General features: G+C 41.1%; 24 protein-coding genes. 6 read left to right on the plus strand and 18 right to left on the minus strand.

Annotation, left to right across the window (positions count from 1 at the left end):
• Positions 1-25 precede the first annotated feature (25 nt).
• Complete coding sequence (locus ACSSVW_RS00655; protein ID WP_421420209.1) at positions 26-1,375, plus strand: flagellin N-terminal helical domain-containing protein; 1,350 nt, start codon at positions 26-28, stop codon at positions 1,373-1,375.
• Positions 1,376-1,391: 16 nt separating this feature from the next.
• Here the strand turns inward: ACSSVW_RS00655 and ACSSVW_RS00660 are convergent, their stop codons facing one another.
• The 7 genes from ACSSVW_RS00660 to ACSSVW_RS00690 form a co-directional block, all read right to left on the minus strand.
• The gene (locus tag ACSSVW_RS00660; protein ID WP_454178617.1) at positions 1,392-2,381 is read right to left on the minus strand and encodes a Gfo/Idh/MocA family protein; all 990 of its coding nucleotides are present in this window, start codon (positions 2,379-2,381) and stop codon (positions 1,392-1,394) included.
• Positions 2,382-2,383: 2 nt separating this feature from the next.
• On the minus strand, positions 2,384-3,184 hold the full coding sequence (locus ACSSVW_RS00665; protein ID WP_454178618.1) for a class I SAM-dependent methyltransferase: 801 nt from the start codon (positions 3,182-3,184) through the stop codon (positions 2,384-2,386).
• A 4-nt stretch (positions 3,185-3,188) separates the two neighbouring features.
• Positions 3,189-3,560, minus strand: coding sequence for a hypothetical protein (locus tag ACSSVW_RS00670; protein ID WP_036972250.1), 372 nt, complete (start codon positions 3,558-3,560; stop codon positions 3,189-3,191).
• Positions 3,561-3,614: 54 nt separating this feature from the next.
• Positions 3,615-4,034, minus strand: a complete 420-nt coding sequence (locus tag ACSSVW_RS00675) for a DUF3429 domain-containing protein (RefSeq protein WP_118845246.1) — start codon at positions 4,032-4,034, stop codon at positions 3,615-3,617.
• A gap of 114 nt (positions 4,035-4,148) precedes the next feature.
• On the minus strand, positions 4,149-5,684 hold the full coding sequence (locus ACSSVW_RS00680) for an AMP-binding protein (RefSeq protein WP_454178619.1): 1,536 nt from the start codon (positions 5,682-5,684) through the stop codon (positions 4,149-4,151).
• Positions 5,668-6,504, minus strand: a complete 837-nt coding sequence (locus ACSSVW_RS00685; protein WP_454178620.1) for an SDR family NAD(P)-dependent oxidoreductase — start codon at positions 6,502-6,504, stop codon at positions 5,668-5,670. Before ACSSVW_RS00685 ends, ACSSVW_RS00680 begins: the two co-directional genes overlap by 17 nt.
• 81 nt (positions 6,505-6,585) lie before the next feature.
• Positions 6,586-7,620: an AraC family transcriptional regulator gene (locus ACSSVW_RS00690; RefSeq protein WP_304633987.1), complete on the minus strand. Its 1,035-nt coding sequence runs from the start codon at positions 7,618-7,620 to the stop codon at positions 6,586-6,588.
• Between the two features lie 150 nt (positions 7,621-7,770).
• Between ACSSVW_RS00690 and ACSSVW_RS00695 the strand changes: the two genes are divergently transcribed.
• The 4 genes from ACSSVW_RS00695 (at position 7,771) to ahpF (ending at position 11,841) form a co-directional block, all read left to right on the plus strand.
• On the plus strand, positions 7,771-8,772 hold the full coding sequence (locus tag ACSSVW_RS00695) for an NAD-dependent epimerase/dehydratase family protein (RefSeq protein WP_454178621.1): 1,002 nt from the start codon (positions 7,771-7,773) through the stop codon (positions 8,770-8,772).
• 42 nt (positions 8,773-8,814) lie between these two features.
• Positions 8,815-9,318 (plus strand): 2,4'-dihydroxyacetophenone dioxygenase family protein, encoded by a 504-nt coding sequence (locus ACSSVW_RS00700; RefSeq protein WP_454178622.1) that lies wholly within the window; start codon positions 8,815-8,817, stop codon positions 9,316-9,318.
• A 206-nt stretch (positions 9,319-9,524) separates the two neighbouring features.
• A complete protein-coding gene (ahpC, locus tag ACSSVW_RS00705) occupies positions 9,525-10,094 on the plus strand; it encodes an alkyl hydroperoxide reductase subunit C (RefSeq protein WP_036972239.1) in 570 nt (189 codons plus the stop codon).
• Between the two features lie 166 nt (positions 10,095-10,260).
• Positions 10,261-11,841, plus strand: coding sequence for an alkyl hydroperoxide reductase subunit F (gene ahpF / locus ACSSVW_RS00710; protein ID WP_454178623.1), 1,581 nt, complete (start codon positions 10,261-10,263; stop codon positions 11,839-11,841).
• Positions 11,842-11,936: 95 nt separating this feature from the next.
• Here ahpF and ACSSVW_RS00715 read toward each other — a convergent pair whose 3' ends face one another.
• The 10 genes from ACSSVW_RS00715 to ACSSVW_RS00760 form a co-directional block, all read right to left on the minus strand.
• A complete protein-coding gene (locus ACSSVW_RS00715; protein ID WP_454178624.1) occupies positions 11,937-12,407 on the minus strand; it encodes a DM13 domain-containing protein in 471 nt (156 codons plus the stop codon).
• On the minus strand, positions 12,404-13,198 hold the full coding sequence (locus tag ACSSVW_RS00720) for a hypothetical protein (RefSeq protein WP_454178625.1): 795 nt from the start codon (positions 13,196-13,198) through the stop codon (positions 12,404-12,406). Before ACSSVW_RS00720 ends, ACSSVW_RS00715 begins: the two co-directional genes overlap by 4 nt.
• Before the next feature lie 54 nt (positions 13,199-13,252).
• Positions 13,253-14,878, minus strand: a complete 1,626-nt coding sequence (locus tag ACSSVW_RS00725; protein ID WP_065978983.1) for a methyl-accepting chemotaxis protein — start codon at positions 14,876-14,878, stop codon at positions 13,253-13,255.
• Positions 14,879-15,130: 252 nt separating this feature from the next.
• On the minus strand, positions 15,131-17,329 hold the full coding sequence (locus ACSSVW_RS00730) for a carbohydrate-binding family V/XII (protein WP_454178626.1): 2,199 nt from the start codon (positions 17,327-17,329) through the stop codon (positions 15,131-15,133).
• Positions 17,330-17,417: 88 nt separating this feature from the next.
• Positions 17,418-18,254 carry a patatin-like phospholipase family protein gene (locus tag ACSSVW_RS00735; RefSeq protein ID WP_454178627.1) on the minus strand — a complete coding sequence of 279 codons (837 nt, stop codon included), beginning with the start codon at positions 18,252-18,254 and terminating at the stop codon, positions 17,418-17,420.
• 83 nt (positions 18,255-18,337) lie between these two features.
• Positions 18,338-18,790 carry an NfeD family protein gene (locus ACSSVW_RS00740; RefSeq protein WP_036972229.1) on the minus strand — a complete coding sequence of 151 codons (453 nt, stop codon included), beginning with the start codon at positions 18,788-18,790 and terminating at the stop codon, positions 18,338-18,340.
• An 8-nt stretch (positions 18,791-18,798) separates the two neighbouring features.
• Positions 18,799-19,752, minus strand: a complete 954-nt coding sequence (locus ACSSVW_RS00745) for an SPFH domain-containing protein (protein ID WP_065978986.1) — start codon at positions 19,750-19,752, stop codon at positions 18,799-18,801.
• A 137-nt stretch (positions 19,753-19,889) separates the two neighbouring features.
• Positions 19,890-20,777, minus strand: a complete 888-nt coding sequence (locus tag ACSSVW_RS00750) for a bile acid:sodium symporter family protein (protein ID WP_421420231.1) — start codon at positions 20,775-20,777, stop codon at positions 19,890-19,892.
• 9 nt (positions 20,778-20,786) lie between these two features.
• Positions 20,787-21,542: a class II aldolase/adducin family protein gene (locus ACSSVW_RS00755; protein ID WP_244887014.1), complete on the minus strand. Its 756-nt coding sequence runs from the start codon at positions 21,540-21,542 to the stop codon at positions 20,787-20,789.
• 3 nt (positions 21,543-21,545) lie between these two features.
• Complete coding sequence (locus ACSSVW_RS00760; RefSeq protein ID WP_421420235.1) at positions 21,546-21,866, minus strand: Mpo1-like protein; 321 nt, start codon at positions 21,864-21,866, stop codon at positions 21,546-21,548.
• A 98-nt stretch (positions 21,867-21,964) separates the two neighbouring features.
• On the opposite strand from ACSSVW_RS00760, the gene ACSSVW_RS00765 reads away from it, so the two are divergent.
• Complete coding sequence (locus tag ACSSVW_RS00765; protein ID WP_143474465.1) at positions 21,965-22,924, plus strand: AraC family transcriptional regulator; 960 nt, start codon at positions 21,965-21,967, stop codon at positions 22,922-22,924.
• A 45-nt stretch (positions 22,925-22,969) separates the two neighbouring features.
• Here ACSSVW_RS00765 and ACSSVW_RS00770 read toward each other — a convergent pair whose 3' ends face one another.
• Complete coding sequence (locus ACSSVW_RS00770) at positions 22,970-24,415, minus strand: diguanylate cyclase domain-containing protein (RefSeq protein WP_454178628.1); 1,446 nt, start codon at positions 24,413-24,415, stop codon at positions 22,970-22,972.
• Positions 24,416-24,539: the final 124 nt, after the last annotated feature.

Genomic DNA, 24,539 nt, shown 5'->3' on the forward strand with positions numbered 1-24,539 from the left:
AAGTTTTTTTGCCAAGGAAGACAAAATGTTGACGATCAATTCGCCACGACTACGTACGCCTAACTCACTACAAAACACGCAATCAATTACCTCGACTTATGAGAAGTTAGCCTCGGGTAAACGCATTAACTCTGCGAAAGATGACGCCGCAGGCTTACAGATAAGCCACCGCTTAACAACGCAAATCGCGGTGAAGCAACAAACGCTTCGAAACTTACAAGACGGTATTAGCTACGGACAGGTTGCCGATGCGGGTTTATCGGCGCTCACCGATGCGCTTCAAAGAATGCGAACATTAGCTCTGCAAGCTGCTAATGGCTCTAATACGGATATTGATAGAGCCGCTCTAAATGAAGAGTTTTCGCAATTAAGGGAGCATATAAATACCGTTGTAGCCGACACTGAAATTTTTGGTAAAAAGCCATTAATGTCAAAGCCAGAGCAGGAAACTAACTTGGACAATGTGCCGGTATTAAATGAGGTATTCTCGAATAATATGAGCTTAACTATGAGCTCAGGTGAAGTTTCATTAGGTTTAATTCCAGCTGGGTCTACAAATGTAAGAATTCAGATTGATAGTTTTTCTATGAATGATGATATCAATCTTTTCTCACAGTTTGGAGAGCACTTAGTTGGGCAAGACTTATCAAGTATGAAAGATGTTATTGAAAGTAATTTATTTACCCCCGCGAATGGTTATCAGGGAACAGAAACATACGATAATACTGATTTATTTAATGGTGATGGTTTTAATTATCCTGCGACAAATTCACAAACAGTGAAAGGAATGAACTTTAGGTACTCTGGAAATGGTAATCCAGGAAATAACTTTGAAGAAATTATAGTTGATTCAGTGACCGAGCCATTGTTATTAACTGTTATTGGTAGTGGCTCTTTTAATATTACTGCTAGCTGGGACACGTTGGGAAGCTTAAATTCCTCGTCAGCTGAGTCGAGTGACGGCCCGATGTTAGTTACATCAACCGACCGTGCTATTGGCGAAGAGGGGTATATTATGTTTGAAGATATTGATGCCAGTGCGAGTTCTTTAACAATTGATGGTATTACCATAAGCAGCGAAAATTTAGCGCAAAATGCAATAACGAGAATAGACACCGCATTGTCACGTATTGGTGGCTTTAGGGCTGAAATAGGCGCAAAAATAAATGCGATTGAATCGACCATCCGTAATGAATCAAACCAGTCGTTGATGCTAAGTTCAGCGAATCAGCGTATTGAAGACACCGATTTTGCAAAAGTCATGGCTGAGAAAATATCACTCGATATCGTTCAGCAAGCGGGAGTAAGTGTTGCCATGCAAGCTCGCAATATTACAAAAGAGGGTATTTTGAGTTTGCTAGGGCAACTAGAGTAGTTGCCCTCAAGACTTATTAGCCATTATCAGCAGGATACACGACACCTAATTGAGCTCTCGCTGTATCCAGCACGTTCATAACCTGTTTTGATAAGGTGTGTGTGTTTACAGCAGACTCAATGTGTCCGGCTTTGGCTGCTGCTATAAAGTGACTTACTTCATAGCGCATAAAATGCTCGTCAAATGGCTGAGCAAGTTCTTCAACCGTGCCATCATTACCAATAAACTGCATACGTTTTAACAAAGAAACCGCTTCGATTCTAATGCGGCCTTTTTCACCTTGAATTTCGGTAAAGTTGTCGCCTTGAGAAATTTTAGAATAACTAATAACTGCTTGTTTATCGGCATAATTTAATAGTACATCACCTGCACCATCAACCCCAGTTTCCAGCAAAACTCCACTGGCTTGCACATTCTGTGGGGCACCCCAAAGAGCTAACAAAACATACAAAGGATAGATCCCTAAATCAACCAAAGCGCCGTTAGCAAATTCAGGCAAAAAGGTATTGGGTCTCTCCCCATTTTTGTATTTGTCGTAACGCGAAGAGTACTGACTATATTGACCTATATATTTGCGCGGCGTGCCTATTTTGGTAAGTGCGTGTTTAAGAATGGCGAAATTAGGCAGGTGAGTGGTCATCATCGCTTCCATATATAGGCGCTGATGCTTTTTTGCCGCGAGAATAATTTCATTTAACTCAGTACTATTTGCCGCTGATGGTTTTTCACCCAGTACATGTTTGCCTGCGGCTAAACACATAACCGCGTAGTGTTTATGCAGACTATTTGGCGCAGCAATGTAAACAGCTTCAACCTGATTATCTTGGCACACTTCGTCGATACTCGTGAAAACTTTGGCATTATTGCTGGTATGTTTAGCTAAAAACGAACGAGCAGTGCTCTCTTGACGAGAACATACGCCGTATAAATCGAATTCTTCAACATGGGTTGCTGCGTCTAAAAAAGTGTCGCTGATAAAATTAGTACCCACAATGACAAATTTCATGTTTACTCCTCGCTATTAAGTGCAAGCCAAGCCTGCCAGTCTTGTTCAAACTTTTCCATTTGCAGGTGTTTTTTGCTGCGCAAATGTTTGTCTTCGTCTTCTTTTGCCATGTAGGGACCCACACGACACAATGCACAGTGTTTTTCACCCAAGTATGGGGGAATCGTTAGCATTGAGCAGATGTCGTTGTCTTTTTTACTGCTAAACACATACGTGATGCCGCTGGTGTCTTTTACATGCTTATCACGGTCGACGTTGCGAATTTTGTAACCTGGGAAACGGCTAATATCAAACGGCATTTGGCCAATATAATGACACGGTAAAGCTTGGTTTAAACTCCCTTCAATGTTCCATTCTCGGTAAGGTTTAACGTCTTTTGAAGTAATAAAACACAGCATAGGGCCGTTTTTATCAAGTGCAAAGCGATGCGCATATTTTAAGTATTGATAAAGCAATGCGCGATTCAGCACATTCATGCTTCCAGAGCCTGTTTGCGCTTTAAAGGCGGCTTCACCTTTGAATGCAGGAATGAGTGGAAATTGAAAAATAACCACATCAAAACGTTGTTGGTCAAGGCGTTGCCAAGCACTGGGTTTCGTTACATCAAACTCTGTGAGCACACGAATACCTAACGTACGCAGTTGTGAAAGGGCGTTGTCGGCGTATTTATCTTCTATTGTCTGTGCTGCATCATAGGTTGAAGCAGTAAGCTGTGCTGGTTTTACATGCTTGGCAATGGCATGCGAAAACGATAAATCGCCATCACCGACCGTTAAAATACGCCACGTTGGATCCAAAAACATGGAATCAGTGACCTTGCTCAGCGAGGTCGCTATTTTCTAGTTTAGGGCACAAGGCTAAACGTGTTTTTAAACCCTCAATAGCGATTTGCTTTAAGATGAGGTTAAAACTTAACAGCACCGCAATCACAATATGAATAGGGCCGTGCGTAAATCCTGCATCAGTATCGAAGAGCATTAAGCCAAACAATAAAAACATAACGGCTAAGAATATTTCGATAAGTTGATTCGAGTAAAAGGTGATGAGCCCCTGATTTTTATGATCTTTCTTTATATGGATTGCACAAAAAAAAGGGATCACCTTTATTTTAAAGTGTGCACCTTTTTCAACGTAGTTCTCACCAAGATGGTCTAGTTTAGCGCGTAGTTGATCTATCATACCAAGTCCTTAAACAACTGAGCCGCGGATGTTACCGCAAACACACTGAAAGGGCTACTCAGGATAGACGCTAATACCAATTACAAATATATGGCAGACAAACACCACGCCGGTAAGTACAAAGCGCATTTTTTGATAGTCAATGTGGTAGTTTTGCCATTGAGGTGTGCTCTTTTCAAATAATAACACCAGCCAAAAGCTGGCTGCGAGCCAAGCCAGAATCCATGCTGGCGGTAGAAAGCTCAAAAAGGCAATAGGTATAATAGGCAAAACGGCTTTGATGGCATCGGCATAAGTTTGCTGGCCCGCATGCCATAAATTACCGGCCATAAATGCCAAAATAGCTATGCTGTAGAAAGTGAAAAATTCTAAATTAATGGCACTACTGCCCGTGATCAGCGGCCAGCCTACGCAGCCTAAAAACGGAAGTAGACCTAAGTAACCAAGTTGAATGTGATTGATGAACTTTTCCATAATTGCCTTTTAAACCGACATAAAATAAGTAAAAGCATACCTGCGGGTATGCTTTTTCTTTTAATCAAACTCGTTGTATTTTATACCAGTTAAGCGCCTAAAACGATCGCTTTATTATTTACGTAATTCACGACGCAATATTTTGCCAACCGTTGACTTGGGCAATTCTTCCATAAAAATAATCGACTTGGGTACTTTATAAGCACTTAAGTTTTCACGGCAATAGTCTGTTACTTGTTGCTCATCAATTGGCTCTTTTAAGGTGATGTAGGCACACACTCGCTCACCTGTTTTTTCGTCTTGAGCGCCAATCACAGCCGCTTCACAAATGGCTGGATGCTGACAAAGTACGTTTTCAACCTCGTTAGGGTAGACATTAAATCCAGAGACAATAATCATGTCTTTCAAACGGTCGACTATTTTGTAATTACCACTTGGCAGTTGTAATCCCACGTCACCGGTTTTGAAAAAACCACGTTTCATACACTTATCTGTTTCATCTTGGCGTTGCCAATAGCCCATCATAACTTGTGGGCCTTTCACAACAATTTCACCTGATTGACCTTCAGCCACAGGCTGATCGTTTTCATCCCAAATCTCTACAACGGTATTAGACAATGGACGGCCGATACTGCCGATTTCTTCTTTCTTGAAGTCATTTAAGGTCGCAACGGGTGATGTTTCTGACAGTCCATACCCTTCGGTAATTGTGCAGCCAGTGACCTTCATCCATGCATCTGCAGCAGCATGGGTCAGCGCAGCTCCTCCGGAAACGGTCATTTTTAATTGTGAAAAATCAAGCGCTTTAAAGCCTGGATGCATACATAAACCAATAAATAGCGTATTAATTCCTGAAAAGTAATTAATGGTGTAAGGCTCAACTTGTTTAACTAAAGCATCTAAATCACGAGGGTTCGGGATCAGTACGTTAAACTGACCCATCGCGAATAAGCCAATCATATTTACGGTGAATGCGTAGATATGATAGAGCGGCAACGGGCAAATTCCCGTTTCTTGGCCTGGCTGCATGATCTCAGCAAAACGCTCATTCATTTGTTCAGCGTTGGCTAAAATATTACCGTGACTAAGCATGGCTGCTTTGGCAACCCCAGTGGTTCCACCTGTGTATTGAAGTACCGCTATATCATCGCGGTTTGCGTTGTGTACTTTAAGGGGTGCTAGTTGTTCACCTTGCTCAATAAGCTCAGGGAGAGAGAGTTGTGTGCCTTTGACTGCTGGTAAGCCAACCGCTGCGGTCACTATGACGGTATTAATGGATGTTTGGTCAATGATAGTCGTGAGTTTATCTGCTAAGCCGTCGAGGATCACAATCGCTTTAACGCCCGCATCATTGAATTGGTGCAGCATTTCTCTTGCTGTGTAAAGTGGGTTAGTGTTTACAACAATTAAACCAGCGCGAAGAGCTGCATAGGTAACGACAGGGTAGTCGACAATATTGGGTAACTGAATCGCAATACGGTCACCTACTTGCAGGCCGCTGTGTTGTTGAAACCATTGTGCCAAATAGCGAGATTGCTGCTCTACATCACTAAAAGTTAATGTTTTACCTGCACTGTTGTAGGCCGGTAAGTCAGCATAAGTTTGACAGGTATGGTCAATTAGCTGTGTGAGATTATCGTGTGTGTTCATTCGGACTCCTTAGCATATTGTTCTTATTAGAGTGTTTGATGATGCGCTTCATTACAGGGGCCATCATCCAAGAAGGTAAATAACGGCTTAAGCTATAAGATAGTCTAGATTGAAAGCCGAGTATCACCATAAATTTTTGCTTATCTAATCCACGCATCAGTCTGGTGACGCGACGGTCTTGTGTTAAGTAACGACTTACTTTATTGATGATTTGAGTGTTTGTGTGTGCACAGTTGTGTTGGTCACATTCACTTAAATAGGGGGTCTCTGGTGCATAAATTACACTGACTTTAATGCCATCCGGTTTTAATTCTTGACGTTGTGTTTTGGCAAAGTTCAAGATTACATCGTCAGCAATACGTTGATCTTGCACGTATTCAAAAGGGGTCATGGGGGCATGTGAAGTGATAAGTGCAAGGTGGCTATTCATGGTGAGGTACTGACGAATTACGGCGCTAAAGTTAAGAATGCGAATGATATTAGCTTGTAGGCTACAATGATTGTTAGTGTCAGAGTGCTTTGCTAAAGACTCGATATTCCTAGTGCTGGTAGTACTGGGGCAGTATATCGCAACCTCAGGCTCACCGATGGCCACGACCGCATTGTTAACTTGAACAGCCAACGTTTGCGTATCGGCCATATCAACAGCAAAAAATTCAATGTATTGAGAATCATCGCTCAGTTTTCTAAGCGCATGTTTACTTTGCTGGCTAAAGCGTATATCAAATAATGCGACATCATCACCACGCTTTATGTATTGTTTAGCAAGTTCAAAGCCTAAACCACTATTTGCACCCGTAATAAACACCCTTCTTATCATAGCACGACCGCTTATCAGTGAAGTTAGCGAATCAATATATATAAATTGTTAACGCAATAATTAGCTTTTAGCGACCTATTTTTAACTTTTTACGCCATTATGCAGTAATGACTTACGGTAGTCTTTCGGAGGTACGCCATACCAACGCTTAAATGCGCGGGTAAATTCACTGTAGTTTGAAAAGCTTAAAATATCTGAAATATTCGACAAGCTTAAACTTGATTCTGTTAAGTACTGGTGCGCAAGATTACAGCGTATGTCATCAACAAGCTCACGAAAGGTTGTCCCTTGCTGAGTTAAGTGCCTTTGCAGGCTGCGGGAACTCATAGACAGTTTTTCAGCAATTAAGTTAACGCCAAATTGTTCGTGTAATAAATACTGTTTTATTAACACTTCAACGTGATCAGAAATATTTTCTCTTTTTGAGTCATTAAGATGACCAAGTTGTTGGCTCAAAATTGAAAATAGTTGTTTATCAGAGTTCTTGATGGGCAGCTTTAGGTATTTTCTGTCAAAGATTAGCGCGGTGTGCGGGCAATTGAACACAGGCACTTGCCCGAGTGCTTGACGATAAACACTGGTATTCGTATTGGCGCTGTGAGGGAGCTCGAGGCGGTGTAACTTTATCTGATCATCCGTAAGCTGTTTAAGTAAGTTAACGCCAACACTTAATGCTAAATCGGCTCCATGATACACACTGACCTTCAGTTTGCTGCGTACTAAAAACGACAGTTTCACGTAATCTTGGCCGATTTCGAGCAAAAGATCGGCGCTATTTTGATGGACATGATAATACTTAGTTAAGTTTTTTAGTGCCATTTCTAAGCTGTCACAGTTACCCATTAAATATCCAACCGAGCCGAGTATGTTCAAACTCTGCCAGCGACCAAGTTCTAACCCAAAATAAGGAAGCTCGAGCTCTTTTGCTGTGATTTCTAGCAGTTCGATTAATTGCTGATACTGAATGAAGTTGTTGGGCTCTTGTAATTGTTTTCTGTCTAACCCAACGCGCGATAATAGTGCATCAGGGTTAATGAGCTTGCTTTCAATTATTTCGATGTATCCATGTAGAGCCGATACTCTAATTAGGTCAGGTGTGTGCGGTGAACGGGGCATAATGTGCTCTTTTTTAGTGCGCTGGCGTAAAAAGTAAAAAAAATTGCGTGAAAAGTAAAGTAAATACAGCGATTAAAGTTTAACAATGTATTAACGATGATGGTCTACTATTTAAAATTAGGCTATTAACAGTGCTTATAGGAATACGCAATGAATTACACAAAAGTCTTTATAAGTGGCGGTAATGGTTTTATTGGCCGCAAACTTGCGCAGTATTTTAAAGATAGAGGCGTACAAGTATGCGGTGTTGACTTGATGCCGTGTGATGAATTTAACATTGTGTCGGGTAATTTAAGTGAGCCAGCGAGCTTTAGTCACTTGATTAAAGACTGCGATTTAGTCATTCACACTGCGGCCATTGTGTCTAATGCATTGAGTTACAAGCAAACATGGCAAGCAAACGTCGGCTGGACAAAAAATTTACTTGATGCCGCAGTACATGCTGGCACGGTGATGCGCTTTATTCATATTTCTTCAACGGCCGTGTACGGCAGCGATTGGCAAACAGCGATAAGCGAAGATGCACCATTACTCCCTGATGGGCGTGCTTATAACGATTCTAAAATGATGAGTGAACACTTATCTTTAAGTTATCACGCTAGTAAAAAGTTGAATGTAACAATTATTCGACCTGGCGATGTCTATGGTCCAGGGTCAAAACCATGGATAGCTTACCCCTTGCAAGAAATTGCAAAAGGAACCTTTATGGTGCCACAGGGTATGTTTGGGCCAGTTTATATTGATGACCTCGTTAAAGGAATTTATTTAAGTGCGATGAGTGAGCAGGCTAGCGGCGAAATTTTTAATTTGTCAGGGCATGAACAAGTAACAAATCAAACATATTTTAACTATTTAGCGCAGGCACAGGGTCAACAGCACGTGAAAGTTGTTAATTTAAAGCTGGCATTGAAACTGACCGGCTTCATTGAGTGGTGTTATCACTTAGTTGGTAAAACGACAGATATTAACCCGTCGACAATGCGCATGCTTAGCCGTAAAAGTGCCGCTTATAGTAATGAAAAAGCAGAACGTTTATTAGGGTATAAACCTGAATTTAGTTTGCAGCATGGTATGCAGAGCTCACTGCATTGGGCATTTGAGCAAGGACTTTGCAAAGCGGCTCCAGAACAGCCTGCTGTCAAAGTTAACTGAACAATTAACAACATTTAAAGCAAGTGAAAAGAGGACACACACATGGCATTACCAGATATTATCAATCATCAAGACTTTCTATTAACGATTCATACCAATGATGAAAAACTTATAAAAAATGCATTACCGGGTGTTCATATTTACCCATTGATGCTTGATTCTGAAAACGGGGTATGGGTATTACGCGTTTTATTTGAACCCGGTACAGTATTACCAAAGCATTTTCACACTGGTGTTGTACATTTATATACTTTGTCTGGTAGCTGGCATTACACAGAGTACCCAGATGATGTGCAAAAAGCGGGTAGCTATTTATTTGAACCAGGTGGTTCTATTCACCAATTCCAAGTGCCTGAAGAAAACACCGAAGTTACTGATACGTTCATGGTGGTTATGGGCTCAAACATTAATTTTGATCCCGATGGTAACTACATGAACATTATGGATGCAGGCTGGATTGAACAAGTCATGTTAGCGGCTGCAAAAGAACAAGGTTTTGAACCTAAATATATTAAACCAAAGAATTTGTACGGTTTTAATAAGTAATTTCGTTCCCACGAAAAGAAGCCCTCATTCATGTAAGTGATTGAGGGCTTTATTCTTTTTAAAGAATTTAGGTTTGCAATCTAAAAAATCAATCAATTTAATCTAAACAATCAATTTTATTTTGATTGCTCAGACCTCTATTGTATTAATCAAGCAGACGCAAGGCTGCGTTAATTAAACTTTTAAATACATCAATGAGGAAAACTATGAGCACTTCATTAATCAACACAAAATTACAACCATTCAATGCAACAGCTTACCACAACGGTGAGTTTGTAGAGCTAACAGAAAAAGATGTGCTAGGTAAATGGTCTATCTTCTTCTTCTACCCAGCAGATTTTACGTTTGTATGCCCAACAGAGTTAGGTGACGTTGCAGACTACTACGCACAACTTCAAGAAATGGGCGTAGAGGTTTACTCAGTATCAACAGACACTCACTTTACTCACAAAGCATGGCACGATACATCTGACACGATTAGTAAAATCAAATTCCCAATGATCGGTGACCCAACAGGTCGCATTACACGCAATTTCGGTGTGATGATCGAAGATGAAGGTCTTGCTCTTCGCGGTACATTTGTAATGAACCCTGAAGGTGAAATCAAAGTGATCGAAACTCATGACTTAGGTATCGGCCGCAGTGCAAAAGAGTTAGTACGTAAAGTACAAGCTGCACAATACATCGCGAACCACGACGGTGAAGTGTGCCCTGCATCATGGCAGCCAGGTGAAGAAACATTGGCTCCTTCACTAGACTTAGTTGGCAAAATCTAAATTGCGACTGCACGTAAGTGCTTAAGCGAAGCCACGCTTCGCTTAAGCGAGCAATACGAATTTAATTGCCCATCACAACTCACACACATTAAGCACATTAGCGGGTGGTGGGCAGTTAATCCTGTCATTTTTCGAGATTATTTATTCTGAACTCAAGGGCTAAGCCATGTTAGATACAAATATCAAAAACCAATTAGCAAGCCACTTTGCTTCTATTACCAGCCCTGTTGAGCTGCTTATCGCCTTGGATGACAGCAATAAATCAACAGAACTTAAAAACTTAGCGACAGATTTAGCATCGTTAAGCGACAAATTTTCGGTGCGAGACAACCCAGACCAAGGCGTACGTCGTCCTTCAATGGTGGTGTCTTCACCTGTAAACAATACGCAAATCATTTTTGCCGGTGTGCCAATGGGCCACGAATTTACTAGCTTGGTTCTTGCATTACTGCACTCAGGTGGCCACCCAAGCAAAGCGTCAGACGCTGAAATTGAACAAATTAAATCATTAACTGGCCCGCTTAATTTCGAAGTATATATTTCATTAAGCTGTCAGACGTGTCCGCAAGTAGTACAAGCACTTAACTTAATGGCGGCGCACAATCAGAACATAACAGCCACAATGATTGATGGTGCTTTGTTCCAAGATGAAGTGAACGAGCGCAATATTCTGGCGGTACCGGCTGTTTATTTAAATGGTGAATTGTTCAGCCAAGGTGCTGTGAACTTAACCGACATTTTAAATAAAGTAGACACCAAAGCTGCAGCACGACAGGCTGATGCGCTGAACGACAAAGCGTTATTCGATGTATTAGTTGTAGGGGGCGGCCCAGCGGGGGCTTCTGCGGCTATTTACTCAGCGCGTAAAGGTTTAAACACCGGAGTGGTCGCAGAGCGATTTGGTGGTCAGGTTGCAGACACATTAGCCATTGAGAACTTTATCTCTGTAAAAGCAACTGAAGGCCCTAAGTTAGTTGCGCAACTTGAAGAACACGTTAAAGAATACGGTGTTGATGTGATGCAAAACCAACGTGCTGCTTCATTAACTAAACAGGATAACTATCAAATTACCTTAGAAAATGGTGCGGTATTAAATGCCAAATCGGTTGTATTGGCAACGGGTGCCCGCTGGCGTGAAATGAATGTGCCGGGCGAGAAAGAGTATCGAGGCCATGGTGTTGCATACTGCCCGCATTGCGACGGCCCGTTATTTAAAGGCAAAGCAGTCGCAGTGATCGGGGGGGGTAACTCAGGCATTGAAGCAGCTATTGACCTTGCTAACATCGTTGAGCATGTCACCGTGCTTGAATTTGCTGACACTTTACGCGCCGATGAGGTACTTATTCGTAAAGCGAAAAGCTTAAGTAACATCACAATCATTAAAAACGCGCAAACAACCGAAGTTGTCGGCGATGGCAAGCGTGTAACAGGTTTAAGCTACATTGATCGTGTCTCTGGCGATGAAAAGTCACTTTCACTGGCTGGCATTTTCGTTCAAATCGGTTTAGTACCAAACACTGAGTGGTTAAAAGACTCAGATGTGTCATTGACTCGCTTTGGTGAAATTGAAATCGACAGTAAAGGGGCGACTTCTTTACCTGGTGTGTATGCTGCGGGTGATGCCACGACAACACCGTTTAAACAAATCATTATTGCCATGGGCAGTGGTGCAACGGCAAGTCTAGGTGCATTTGATTATTTAATCCGCCACAGTGATGAGGCTCAACACACTGAAAATGCAGCTTAAATGGATAAATAAAGACTCTTGATTAGGCAGCTCAACACCCATAGCTGCCGCTTTAAAGCCGCCCTCTCCAAAGGCGGCTTTGTTTTGCATACTATTTATTGATAGCGCGCTGCGGTAATGAACTCATTAAAGCTTTCGCACCAAATAATGACGGTGTTGTATTCGCTAATATTTACGCCTTGCGGAACACGTATTTTAAAGCCATTAAATGAGCGTACTTCGGCTATTCGTTGCATTGTGCCTTTATAGGAAAGGAAGTCTTTTTCGTTATCAATAAATTGGTGAGATAAATACAGTTGATAATCAGGCCCAGGGGTAAGTTTACCTTGCATAGAGATTGCGTCATTACTTAAATACACCATCCCATCACCATAATGCAGGCTGTCAGAGCCTTTTAGATCAGTTTTAAACTCACCCTTAAACAAAGCACGATTAGCATGCTGTTGTAATGTGGTGATAGCGGGGGCTGGTGTCGCCGTAAGAATAGGTAAGGTATAAATACCCACCATAAAGCCTGCAATAAACACCGCAATAAAACTAAGCAAGAGAATGAGCTTTTTAATCATTGTAGTGCCGTTTTTTCAAGTGTAATGGTAAGGCGTTGTTTGAGTTTAAGCCTTTTTTCGACGTCGCCAAAATAGTGCAAATAAATACGCTCTAATTCACCTGAACGCTGAAGTTTTTGCATTCCTTGCTCGAGTAAATCCGCGATATGTTGGTTTTCTTTACTTAAATAAAAGTAGTAATTGCTGGGATATTGCAGCATGAGAGAGGGTTCAATGATCAAATGAAATTGCTTTAGTTTGATAAGTTCAGATTCTATAGCCAACACCGAACGCGGGAAGTAATCGCCCAAACCTGTTTCTAGCGCCTTGATCATGCCTAAATAGTCCAGATCCCCATTAACAGTTAAGCCGTTGTTTTTCATAACAGTGTAATCGTACCAACTCTGTTGTTGTAATCCGATTAACTGTTTTAGAGTGCCTAGGTTATTCACTTTGTGAAAAGTCGCTTCATCGCCTTCACGAATAATTAGCAGACGCTTTCCATGCAAGCCTTTGTACAAGGGAATAGTTGTTCTAACCAAAGAGTCAGGTATTTCGCCAGGGAGCGATAGCCACGCTAATGTAACGGCTTTATTATGAGTCAACTGCTCTACTATTCGTTTATCATTCATAGGCTTAACGTTGTAAAGTAGGGTGGCATCTACTTTCATTACTGCAAAGCTCTTTTCTAGAACATCATGAATATACTCATTTTTTTGAACTAAAGGGTAATCGGGCCGAGCAAGTTTTATAACAAGCTGCTCATCTGCATAATTTGCAAAACTAACCATGACACATAGTATAAAAGACACACGCCTTAGGGTATTCATCTGTGTATTTCTCTATTAAGTGCACTGTGTTTACGTTTACACTTTAAAAACATGTACCTGCTGTTGTAATCGAGAAGCAAGCGATGCAAGCTCTTGGCTCGCTTGAGCATTTTGTTGTGAGCTTTCGCTGACCAGTGAAATACTGCTACTAAATTCATTAATATTACAACTGAGTTCATTAGCAACGGTCGTTTGTTCATCCGTTGCAGTAGATACTTGATTGTTCATATCGGCGATTTGTGCCATTTCTTGTGTTATTTCAATTAGCAACTGCGATGACCGTTCAGCAAATTCAACACTTTGCTTGGCGCTTTCATCGGCATTGCCCATTGCTGTAACTGCTTGCTGTGCCATTGATTGCAGTTTACTAATCATTTCATTAATACTGGCTGTCGCTTTTTGTGTATTGTGCGCCAGTTGCCTCACTTCATCGGCAACGACCGCAAAGCCACGCCCTGATTCGCCAGCGCGTGCCGCCTCAATTGCTGCATTTAATGCCAGTAAGTTTGTTTGTTCAGCAACACCTTGGATCATCATCACCACTTGGTTTATGTCGGTCGATTGGGTATTAAGTTCATTGATTAGCTGCGTATTTGCATTAACGATATGTGACAAACGATTGATTGAATCAATGTTTTCTTGAACTGATTGCTGCCCCATTTTTGCTGTTTTGTCGGTGTGTGAGGCTTTTTCTGAAGTAGCAAGTGCGTTAGCTGCTACTTGCTCAATCGCACTACTCATTTGCGTAATTGCTGTTGCTATCATTGCAGATTGGTGCTCTTGTTCCGTGGCTGTACTGGCGACTTGATCACTAATTGAATTCATCTCTTCGGCCGCCGAAGACAGAGTGAGTGTTGCACTTGTTACGTCATTCACTAGCGTATGAATACGTTCCATCATGGCATTAAAATGGCTGGCTGCTTGGGCTATTTCATCGTTACCATGGGTTTTCGCTCTGAGCGTTAAATCTGCATTTTTAGAAATTGAGCCAATGGTTCCACTCAATGAAAGTAATGGATTATGAATCGAGCGATAAATCATAAAAGCGACAATTAGCAAAATAATGATGAGAATGATGACGGAGGCCGTCATGGCAATGCTGACTTTTTCAAAGCTTTTGTCTGCCGTGTTTTTAAACTTATAAGCCTCTGATAGTTGTAATTCAATTAACCCTTGATAACTCTCGCTAAGGGGATCGAATACAGCGTAGAGTCTTTTCACAAACTGATCGTCTGGAATTGACTTCAATTGATTATTTTTAACCGCAGTGAGAAGCGTATCGAGTTCTGATTTAACATTGTCTAAGTTCTTTTCAACATTGTTGACTAAGCGTTGCTCTTCGCTGGTGAGTTTAGTGCTTAAGTAGCTCTGCCATTTACTGTCTGCTAAGGATTCGGCTTCGTTTACAGACTGAAGAAATGCTGTTTTAGAAATTTGTTCTGCTCGGTATTTATGAAATAAATCGACAATACTTACGGCGTAATTGTCCGATACTGTTTTTATTTGTTCTAGCGGCACAACGCGATCGTCATACAAGCTGTCGATACCTTTTACCATGCTATGCATCATGGATATGGTAAAAATAGACGTGATCACAAAAATCGACACGGGTAACAGCGCTAACACAGCGAGTCGAGAACGAACAGAGTAGTTATTTAACATGATAAAATGAACTTTTATAGTGGCTTAGTACTAAAGCTAATAAGAGAAACGTATTTAAGCAAGTTTTTGCAATAGTTTATAGTTATCTTTTGCTTGAATTTGTGCAAATAGTTGATTTACATCATTGTGTGTAACGTTACACACAAACGCTTGAGTCTATAACAGTTAATTTCTCTGTGAGTGTAATTATTAAGTTTTAAATAATAATGAAGCCCGAATATTAAATCAGGCTTCATTTTAAAGAGGGTATTATTAGTGACCTCGGTTGGGCATTTGTCGTGGCATTTGTTTAGGTAAATTACGACGCATTTGTTGCCTTTGCATGCCAAGTTGGCGAGCACGGTTAGCTTGATTTAGCTGTTGCATGCGATTTGTTTGCTGAGTATGTGATTGCTGGCGCTGCTGTAAAGTGTGTTTAGCTTTACTCTTATCAATGGTTTGCAATTTATTCTGCACATGTTGTCGGTCAGTATTTTGTATGCGGTCTTTAATCTGCTGTTGTTTATCGCTAGGTACATCTTGCCACTTATCTGAAACACGTTGTTGCCACTTTCCGTCGTCATGTTTTAGTACATTCCCATTTCGATCGGCAAATATATTGTTCGCTTTATCGCGCTGGCTGATGGCTGTTTTTAAATCGCGCTTTACCTGCGTTTTTGAGGCTAGGCGTGTTTTTATTTGACTGCGTTTATAAATATTATGAAGCGGACGTTTGTTGTTAAGGTTATTTAATTTATTGCCAATATTAACGCTATTGCCAATGTTTATATCACCAGTATTAATAACTACGGGGCCTCGGTAGCCGCCGCCATACCAACCATTACAGCAGTGATAAGGACGGTAATGTGTGGGCCAACCTAAATCCCAATTCATTCCTAAGCTTAAAAAGCCATTGCTCCAACTTACGCCGAACGACCAGCCAGTCCAGTTGTTATAGCCAATATTAAAGCCCCATGTTGACGGCCTAGGGTAATAGTAACCACCTCCCCAATATGGTGGGTAATACCACCCAGTGCCATAAACAGGCGCGCCGTAATAAGGATAAGACCATACATAACCCGGGTAGTAACCTGTGTAAACAACGTCTGGGGTTGATTCATAAATCTCGACATAGGTAAGGTTATAAACGGGTGAACTGGGTGGGATTTTGGCGATTTCATTTTTTGGAATGCTGTCAGCCACTAACCACGGACCTTGCGCTGAATCAGCTTTAAACCATACTGCGTTATCGACAGCATAATATTTTCCTTTTATTTGTAGCACTTGTGCATCGGTATTGATGGCGTACGACACGTTAGTTCCTGGAATGCGCTCAAATTTAGGCTTACCATCATAGTACACGGTCAAACGCGCGTCTTTACGACTGATCGCTGCTGTTTGTGGCACTTTTGCATCAAGCACCGCTTCATTTGCCTCTTCGGTGCCCGCGACAGAGTCACGTAAGCCACCAAGGTCTGATTCTGGTGGGATATTTGCGAAGCTTTGAGGCAGCTCGTCTGCTCGTACAAATGTCCAAGGGCCAGTGTGTTGTTTCGCCCTAAACCAACGTCCAGAAAGCAATACATACATGTTATTGGTTTGCATTTCTCTTAGCCACGGAGTTTCTGTATTAAACACGTACATTAATTCTCCACCACTTAGGCTCTTCCATTTGGCTTCGCCATCGGTTACTACAAGCTCAGTGGGCTTGGTAGCAACAACAATCTCAGGTGGGGATGAAAGTGATGATGTACTTGTGTTTTTGGGGAGCATGTTTGCTAAATCAGCAGGCACAGATTGGGTATGTTTATAAGGGCCTTTTGCTTGTTTTGCCTGATACCAAAAGTGCCCATCGGTTAGGTAAAGCGATTTGTTTTTTGTATCTTTAATAACGGTCATCGCTGTATTTAATGCACGTTCATAGTGTGTGTCTTTGATAGCACTAAATTTAGGTTCACCGTCAAAGCTTAATAACACCGCAATTTTGTCTTTAAAAATAATGATCGGAGGGTCTGTTTTTAATTGCGCTAAGCTTTGCTCTGTAACTTCTGCGTTTTCTAAACTGGCAGTCAGTTGCGACAGTGAAGTATTAAATTGACTGGTTTTAATCGCTTGGTTTACGACGGTGGTAAAGGTTTGTTCTCCCGCATCTTCAGATTCTGGCCAACGCACATCAATGACGATCATATCGCGTACGGTGACGCTATCGTTTTCTCTGTCGGTATCAATTTTTGCGGTAAACCAAAAAACACCAAATATGGGCTCTTTGTTTTGTGTAAATGACATGGCTGCTCTGGCAGTAAGCGCATTGCCGATTAACTTTTCTGGTTGCGGCTGATAAACAATCAAAGTGCCCTCAGTCGTATGCACTTTTTGAGGCCACTCAATCGCATTGCTAGGAAAGCAGTATATTACACTGCTAAATAAGATGAATAATTTGAAAAAACGATAAAAAGGCGCGTCATGTTTCATGTTCAATCCTTGTCGAATACACGTCAAATAAGTGTAGCTCAACAAGAAAAAACTGCGTTAAATTTGTTCCGTTTATCGCACAATTATATCAACAATGTTGAGCTACAAATTGCGCCCCCGCATCGACCCCCATGTCATAGCCCGCTGATAATTTTGCAAATGACTTTGTTGTTCGCCCAACAGCGAACTGTGGAGGTGGGGCAATGATATTTATGTTGCAGTCATTAGGTGGGTTCATAATAAAATCAATGCTTTGATTATAGTTATTTGCTCGGCGCAACGTTGCTTCAGCAAGGGCAGGCGTGTCTTTGTATAACCGCTTAACGAGCCAAGGGGCTTTTGCAGGTTTCTTTTTATAACCCAGCGGTTGCGATAAAACGACCGTGATATCTTTATTACCCATTTCATATGCTTTTTGCACGGGGATTGAGTCTGCAACACCGCCGTCGGTCAGTTGAATATCATTAATAACGGGATAGTGCCGATAGGCAATGGGTAAAGCGCATGACGCTTTAAGTTGCTCTTCCATTAATTGAGCATTTGCTTTTAAATACTCTGCGTGACCGGTTTTGATATTGGTTGCGACAATGTAAAACTCACTCGCTTGATTATTGAATGTATCTAAATCGAGGCGTATATCCCGAATAGTTTCTTGCCACAACCAATCTAAATCAAACAGATGGCCGCCTTTAGCAAAACGGATAAAATTTATAAATTCGGGGCGACATGAATAATCGGTGATTACGGCATGGTTTCGTTTATATTGTGAGCATAAATACGCGGCGATATTGGTAGCGCCAGCAGACACGCCATAACACTGTAGAAACGGCTGATAACTGGCTTTTAAAAAAGCATCTAGTACGCCTGTGGCAAAAATACCACGCATTGCGCCGCCTTCTACAACCAGCGCTTTGTTCTGTGTCATTGTATTCCATTTCCCTTGTAATCGTGTTTACTAAACCATAGCAAACACGATTACAAAACAAAATAGAGTTTTGGCTCTAAGTGTTAAATTGCTTCAACCCAGAGCACGCCTACTTGCTTTTCTGTTACTTTAACAGTACTACCTGCTGCAATAGGGGTATGGCTTTTGAGCTGCCATTGGATACCAGAGTATGGATGTGTCGTTAAACCTCTGTCATCAACATCTGAATTAATAACAAAGGTGATGTCGGCAAAGTCATTGTGCAATGGTTTAGTGTCTGTTTTATCTTGCAAACGTTTGAGTGGTTGCCAAAGCACCACGGCAAAACCAAGGGTAAACACAATATTGCTCCACAGTGCAGTAGTGTAGTTGCTATCAAGCAAGCCAATATTCATCAGTAGACCACTGGCAAATAAAGACAAACCTAAAAAAAGTAACACATAGGTGCTCATTCCAAGCACTGCAACTTCAATAATTAGCGCAAGCACACCTAAAATCATCAGTGTTTCGGCTAAATAAGTATCTAAAAATGCCATAGGGAAACCTAACTTTTTTGTTTTTGGTTCAAAGAGTTAATAATAGACATGCCTTGTGCTACTAATGAACTGGCATCGGTGCCGCTATCAGGGAGTAATACCACTGATGATTCACGCGCAATAGCTTCTTTTGCCGCAATGGCTTTGGTTGCAAGATCAAGCTGAATCGCTTTTTGACCTTGCTCGGTATCGGCTGCTTCACCAACCTTGCGCAATGCATCTGCTTGGGCTTCTGCTACTGCAATAATGGCTTTTGCTTCACCTTCGGCTCGTAATATTTGCTCTGCTTTATCGGCTTCTGCGGCGAGAACTTGCGCTTGTTTTTTACCTTCTGCAACGTTGATATTTGCTTGTCTATCACCTTCAGACTCTAATATTTGTGCACGCTTTACACGTTCAGCTTTCATTTGAGCTTCCATTGCTTCCATAACGGATTGAGGAGGAACAATATCTTTAATTTCGTAGCGTAAAACCTGAATACCCCAAGGTTCAGCAGCTTGGTTAATGGCTGATACGATATTGGTGTTTAATAGGTCGCGCTCTTCAAATGTTTTATCAAGCTCCATTTTACCAAGCTCAGAACGCATTGTTGTTTGTGAAAGCTGAGTTACTGCGAACACATAATCATCTACGCCATAGGTTGCTTTGTAGGGGTCTAACACTCGGAAATACAATACGCCATCAACAATCAATGAAATATTATCCTTCGTGATAGCTGACTGTGAAGGCACATCTTGTGCTTGTTCTTTTAAACTACGATCAGCGGCTATGCGGTCAATAAATGGCACAATAAAGTTAAGGCCGGCTTCTTTTGTTGATTGGTATTTACCAAACCGTTCTATTAACCAAGCACGGTTTTGAGGCACGAATTTAACGCTACTTTTCAAGAGCACTAAAATGAAAATTAGAATAAAAACTTCGACATTCAATAGTAAATCGAAAATTTGCGATAGGGGATCCATGTACTTTCCTTAGAGACTGTTAATGTTATTTTTTTCCAATAACTACATTATCACTGGGAAGCATGTCGCGCCATAAATTTGTTAAATGAACAGCCAGCACCACACTCAGTTGTGAGTGGCTGGCTGTTGAGGGAGTATTAAATGTTTTTTATGAGCCGTGCTTGTTTATTGCTATGGGCGCTAAATAGGTAACAAAAAATATACCCTGTTAGAAACATAAATAAGCTGTATGTCGCACCGGGTATGGCCATCGTGGGATTATTTATGAGGGTGCTAGCAATTAAAATAGCAAGCGTTCCATTTTGCAATCCAACTTCGATTGCAATACTCATTTGCTGCGGCTGCGATAATCCGGATATTTTGGCAAAGAACAGCCCTAGCATCAGTGTGGTTAGGTTTAAGGTAAGTGTAGCAAGGCCGCTGGTGGCAAAAAAACTAAACATTAGATCAGCATTTTTATGAATAATTGCCACGACAATAATGACTAAAAATACGCTCGAAAGTCGGCGAATTAATGGTTCAATTTTACTGCTAAGGTGGGGTTTAAGGTTGTTGAATAGCATACCAATAGTGACAGGCAATAAGGTAATAGCCAGCATTTGTATAATCGTTTTTACTATTGGTAACGTGAATTCATTCCCCGGCACACTAAATGATGACATAGCAAAGTGCACAATAAACGGCAAAGTAAAGGGGGATATAAAGGTTGCTAAAGTGGTTAAACTAATCGATAGGGCCAGGTCACCTTTAAATAGATAAGTATATAAATTAGATGTTACGCCGCCTGGACAACATGCGACTAAAATTAAGCCAATCGCAAGTTCAGAAGGAAGCTTTAAACCCATGGCAAGTAAAAAAGCCACCATAGGGAGTAATAACATTTGGCATGTTAGGCCTAAAATCAGTGCTTTGGGGCTTAAGAATAAAGCCCCAAAATCCTTCTTTTTGAGTCCTAAGCCCATACCAAACATAATGATAAACAGTGCTAATGGCAGCACTACTTTAGTCAAAATATCTATTTGCATGGTATGCCCTTATTGGTCGTAGCCTGGACTTTTAGAATCTAATAAGCGCAGCAGAGCAGGCCAAGCAATTGCACCGCCAAGTCCTTTAGTTGCGATTTCTGTTTGTCCTTTTATGCCATCAACAATGGCTTTAGGAACCTGTACTAAGTGTTCTGTATTTTGGGTCGTACGGGTTTGAACAGCACAGGCCGCTTCAAATATATACATAAACAAAAAGGCGTCGGCAACGGTGCTGCCCACGGTTAACAAGCCGTGATTACGCAACATTAAAAAGTGATTGTTACCTAAATCATTGACCAAGCGACTTTGCTCCGCGGGATTAAGTGCTATTCCTTCATAATCGTGATAACTGAGACCTGAGTGAACAACCACAGCTTGCTGTGATATGGGCAGTAAGCCGTCTTTATTTGCAGACACTGCTGTGCCATTTAATGAGTGAGTGTGAATAACGCAATGAGCATCTTCACGTGCCATATGTATACAACTGTGAATATTAAAGCCAGCAGGGTTAACGGGGTATTCACTGTCGTGCAGCTTATTACATTGTTGATCAACTTTTATTAAGCTTGATGCTGTGATTTCGTGAAACATCATGCCATAGGGGTTTATTAAAAACTCGTTTTCAGTACCTGGTACGCGCATTGATATATGCGTAAAAATTAGGTCATCCCAACCATATAAAGCAACGAGGCGGTAGGCAGCTGCAAGTTCTACACGTGCATGCCACTCTTGTTCTGAGACTGAATGTTTCATGGTCATGATGATTTCCTAAAATGGCACTTTACGAACGATAATGTCTTTAAACATAACCCAGTCACCAATAAAGCTATAAAAAGGATGGGTAAAAGTGGCAGGGCGGTTTTTTTCAAAAAAGAAATGACCAATCCAAGCAAACCCATATCCAACAACAGGGCATAACAGCAACCAACTATAGTGCTGTTGGTATAAAGCAGCGAACAAAATAGCTAACACTAACCAGCTACCAACGAAGTGTAAGCGTCGGCAGACTTTATTTTTATGCTCTTGAAGATAATAGGGATAAAACTCTTTGAAGCTTGCGAATTCACGTTTACTGGCTACAGTGCCCATAATACTTTCTCCATTGTTAATTACAGGTTAACAATAGGCTTTTATTTTTTAAATTACTTGATAATATGGGTCATTGAATTGTTTTTTGAGGACAGTGTGTGCGTACTCTTTCAAGCTGGTGGTTACGGGCTATGGCCGAGTCTTTTAAATGGCAAGGCTTACCGATTAACGAGTTATTTGAAAACGCGAATATTCGACTCACTGATCTGAGCAGTCAAAGTGCTCGGTATCCGCAAGCTCATGTCAGTTTGCTTTGGAAGCAAGCGCAAGCCATGTTGCCAAACACACACTTAGGCGTATATGTCGGTAGCAATATGAACGTACGCGCTATCCCTGTTGTGGGAATGGCTATTATTCAATCAACACAGTTACTCAGTGCGTTTAGACTTATATTGCGTTATCAAAAACTGATGGGAGATACTCATAATGTGTCGTTAATTGATCATGGTGATGAGTATGAGCTGCGCTTTAACTTTAGTGACGGCGAGCGCGATATGTCATTATTAAGTTACGAAGCCCCCATGGCTTTTTGTTTAAAAATAGCCCGTACAGTGAAGGGTAAAGACTGGTGTCCAACGCGTATTTGTTTACAGCGTAAAGAGCCTAACGCTGAAATTGACGAACACTTTAATTGCCCGATTGAATACGCTGCGAAAACACATAGTTTGTTTTTTAGCGAGCAAGTACAAAGCCAGGTACTTTTATCGAGTAATATAAAGTTAGCATCACAAAGTACAGTAACTCAGATTTTGCGTATTCTGTTGGAAGAGCATTTAATTCAAGGTCAGTTTAGTTGTGCTGTGCTCGCTAAAGCATTGAATATGAGTGAAAAAACATTACAACGTCGGCTAGCTAAGGAAGGCACTAATTTTAGCAAAGAATTGGCGTTACTCAGAAAGCAAAAAAGTGTGTCTTTACTGACAGAAACGGATTTATCACTGACTGAAATAGCTTTTTTATGTGGTTATTCTGAGCTAAGTGCATTTCATCATGCTTTTAACCGTTGGTATGGTGTGTCGCCTAAAGTGTACCGAGAGCAAATGATAGCCCTTGCTTAATAATAAGTGAGAGAGCGCTCGTCATTTTGCTAAAAGCGGGCAAGGTTATTCATCAATAACCTCTATTCGGTTTCGGCCATTTTGCTTGGCTTTGTACAGTGCTTTATCGGTGATATCGAGCACGGAATCTGCTGTTGTCTGTTTATCGGGTGTGCATGTATAAATGCCAAAACTCATGGTTAACAAAGGATCTATGTTCGAGCTTGGGTGTGCAATAGCGGCCTTCTTTATTGCTTTTTGCAGTTTTTGGCAAAATGTCAGGGCATGCTGGCTATTGGTTGCAGATAAAACGATGGCAAATTCTTCACCCCCGTACCGTGCGGCTAAATCACCTTCACGTTGGCACTGTTTTGCTAAAATACTTGCAACGTCTTTTAATGCTAAATCACCTTGTTGATGACCAAGTGAGTCGTTATAAAGCTTAAACGCATCAATATCACAAAGGATTAAACTCAGTGGTAAATCGCTTCGAGCACAACGATTGAGCTCTTGTTGGAGTACAAGGTCGAGCTGTCGGCGGTTTGCGATGTTTGTTAAGCTATCAATGTGAGCTTGTTGATGCAGCTCTTTATTAGCAGCAATCAGCAATTGCTGAGTGTGCTCAAGTTTATGTTTGTATTGCCAGCTTTTTAACGCGTTGGCGATCATGTCGCCCACTAATTTGATCCGCAATAAGTCTGTTTGCGACCACTGGCGTGCTTGTTTTACGCAATCACAGCCTATAAAGCCAAACAGTGTTTGCTCACTTACTAAGCCAATACATAATACTGATTGAATGCCTTCATTGGTAAACTCGGCTTTTTCGGCCGCAGCTTCATCGGGCAGCTCAGCGGTATTAGATGCATTAAATACATGACGAGTTTGCATTTGCTGAAAAAAGTAAGGCAGGGAGTCGCGTGGAATATTTTGCAAGTGCTCCTTAAAAGGAACAATGTCCGTATTTACCCACTCGTAAGTGTTACTCATTGATAAGCCATCATCACTAAACTCAAATATATAGGTGCGATCAGCTTGGCAATTTAAGCCAATGGTTTTTAGCGCTTTTCCTATTTGCTTATCCATACTTTCGTTTTGAATATCGATAAGTTCTGTGGAAATTTGTGAAATTAGCTCATCAAAGTCTTGCCTTTGATCGTGGCTTTTAAATGTCCGAGGTTCACAAATAGTAATAAATAAAGACTGACTGAGTGAAGCAAATTTGAAATCAAGTAACTTAAGCGTATTGTTTTTACTGTTTGCCAGCGTAATACTCAGTGGTTTGCTTTTTTGTGCGCAAGGTAAAAAATCATCGTAGGATAACAGACGGCTTGAGTGTGTATCGCTTAGGCTTAAGTGATCGACATTTAAATCGTGTAAATTAGCGTATTCTTCAACTGAGAATAACGATTGCGCAAGTGAATTAAAATAAAAGCGATTCTGCTCTTCATTAAACATGATTATTGCAAGCGGCAGAGCCGATAACGTTTGCCATGTTTGCTCACTTGAACTCATCGTACACTTTACCCTATATAAACGAACAGCATAAGTTTACATATTTTAACAAATAATTGATATAAAATTTTCCTTTCAGGTCCTCTGAAAGCCATAAATTAGTTTAATAGGTAGGATGAATTAA

It is taken from the genome of Pseudoalteromonas sp. MBR-15 (genome assembly GCF_053628915.1).

Excerpts from the sequence above, each read along its gene's own strand:
- ACSSVW_RS00655 (WP_421420209.1), top strand. The coding sequence starts at position 26 with ATGTTGACGATCAATTCGCCACGACTACGTACGCCTAACTCACTACAA.
- ACSSVW_RS00660 (WP_454178617.1), bottom strand. The coding sequence starts at position 2,381 with ATGAAATTTGTCATTGTGGGTACTAATTTTATCAGCGACACTTTTTTA.
- ACSSVW_RS00665 (WP_454178618.1), bottom strand. The coding sequence starts at position 3,184 with ATGTTTTTGGATCCAACGTGGCGTATTTTAACGGTCGGTGATGGCGAT.
- ACSSVW_RS00670 (WP_036972250.1), bottom strand. The coding sequence starts at position 3,560 with ATGATAGATCAACTACGCGCTAAACTAGACCATCTTGGTGAGAACTAC.
- ACSSVW_RS00675 (WP_118845246.1), bottom strand. The coding sequence starts at position 4,034 with ATGGAAAAGTTCATCAATCACATTCAACTTGGTTACTTAGGTCTACTT.
- ACSSVW_RS00680 (WP_454178619.1), bottom strand. The coding sequence starts at position 5,684 with ATGAACACACACGATAATCTCACACAGCTAATTGACCATACCTGTCAA.
- ACSSVW_RS00685 (WP_454178620.1), bottom strand. The coding sequence starts at position 6,504 with ATGATAAGAAGGGTGTTTATTACGGGTGCAAATAGTGGTTTAGGCTTT.
- ACSSVW_RS00690 (WP_304633987.1), bottom strand. The coding sequence starts at position 7,620 with ATGCCCCGTTCACCGCACACACCTGACCTAATTAGAGTATCGGCTCTA.
- ACSSVW_RS00695 (WP_454178621.1), top strand. The coding sequence starts at position 7,771 with ATGAATTACACAAAAGTCTTTATAAGTGGCGGTAATGGTTTTATTGGC.
- ACSSVW_RS00700 (WP_454178622.1), top strand. The coding sequence starts at position 8,815 with ATGGCATTACCAGATATTATCAATCATCAAGACTTTCTATTAACGATT.
- ahpC (WP_036972239.1), top strand. The coding sequence starts at position 9,525 with ATGAGCACTTCATTAATCAACACAAAATTACAACCATTCAATGCAACA.
- ahpF (WP_454178623.1), top strand. The coding sequence starts at position 10,261 with ATGTTAGATACAAATATCAAAAACCAATTAGCAAGCCACTTTGCTTCT.
- ACSSVW_RS00715 (WP_454178624.1), bottom strand. The coding sequence starts at position 12,407 with ATGATTAAAAAGCTCATTCTCTTGCTTAGTTTTATTGCGGTGTTTATT.
- ACSSVW_RS00725 (WP_065978983.1), bottom strand. The coding sequence starts at position 14,878 with ATGTTAAATAACTACTCTGTTCGTTCTCGACTCGCTGTGTTAGCGCTG.
- ACSSVW_RS00730 (WP_454178626.1), bottom strand. The coding sequence starts at position 17,329 with ATGAAACATGACGCGCCTTTTTATCGTTTTTTCAAATTATTCATCTTA.
- ACSSVW_RS00735 (WP_454178627.1), bottom strand. The coding sequence starts at position 18,254 with ATGACACAGAACAAAGCGCTGGTTGTAGAAGGCGGCGCAATGCGTGGT.
- ACSSVW_RS00740 (WP_036972229.1), bottom strand. The coding sequence starts at position 18,790 with ATGGCATTTTTAGATACTTATTTAGCCGAAACACTGATGATTTTAGGT.
- ACSSVW_RS00745 (WP_065978986.1), bottom strand. The coding sequence starts at position 19,752 with ATGGATCCCCTATCGCAAATTTTCGATTTACTATTGAATGTCGAAGTT.
- ACSSVW_RS00750 (WP_421420231.1), bottom strand. The coding sequence starts at position 20,777 with ATGCAAATAGATATTTTGACTAAAGTAGTGCTGCCATTAGCACTGTTT.
- ACSSVW_RS00760 (WP_421420235.1), bottom strand. The coding sequence starts at position 21,866 with ATGGGCACTGTAGCCAGTAAACGTGAATTCGCAAGCTTCAAAGAGTTT.
- ACSSVW_RS00770 (WP_454178628.1), bottom strand. The coding sequence starts at position 24,415 with ATGAGTTCAAGTGAGCAAACATGGCAAACGTTATCGGCTCTGCCGCTT.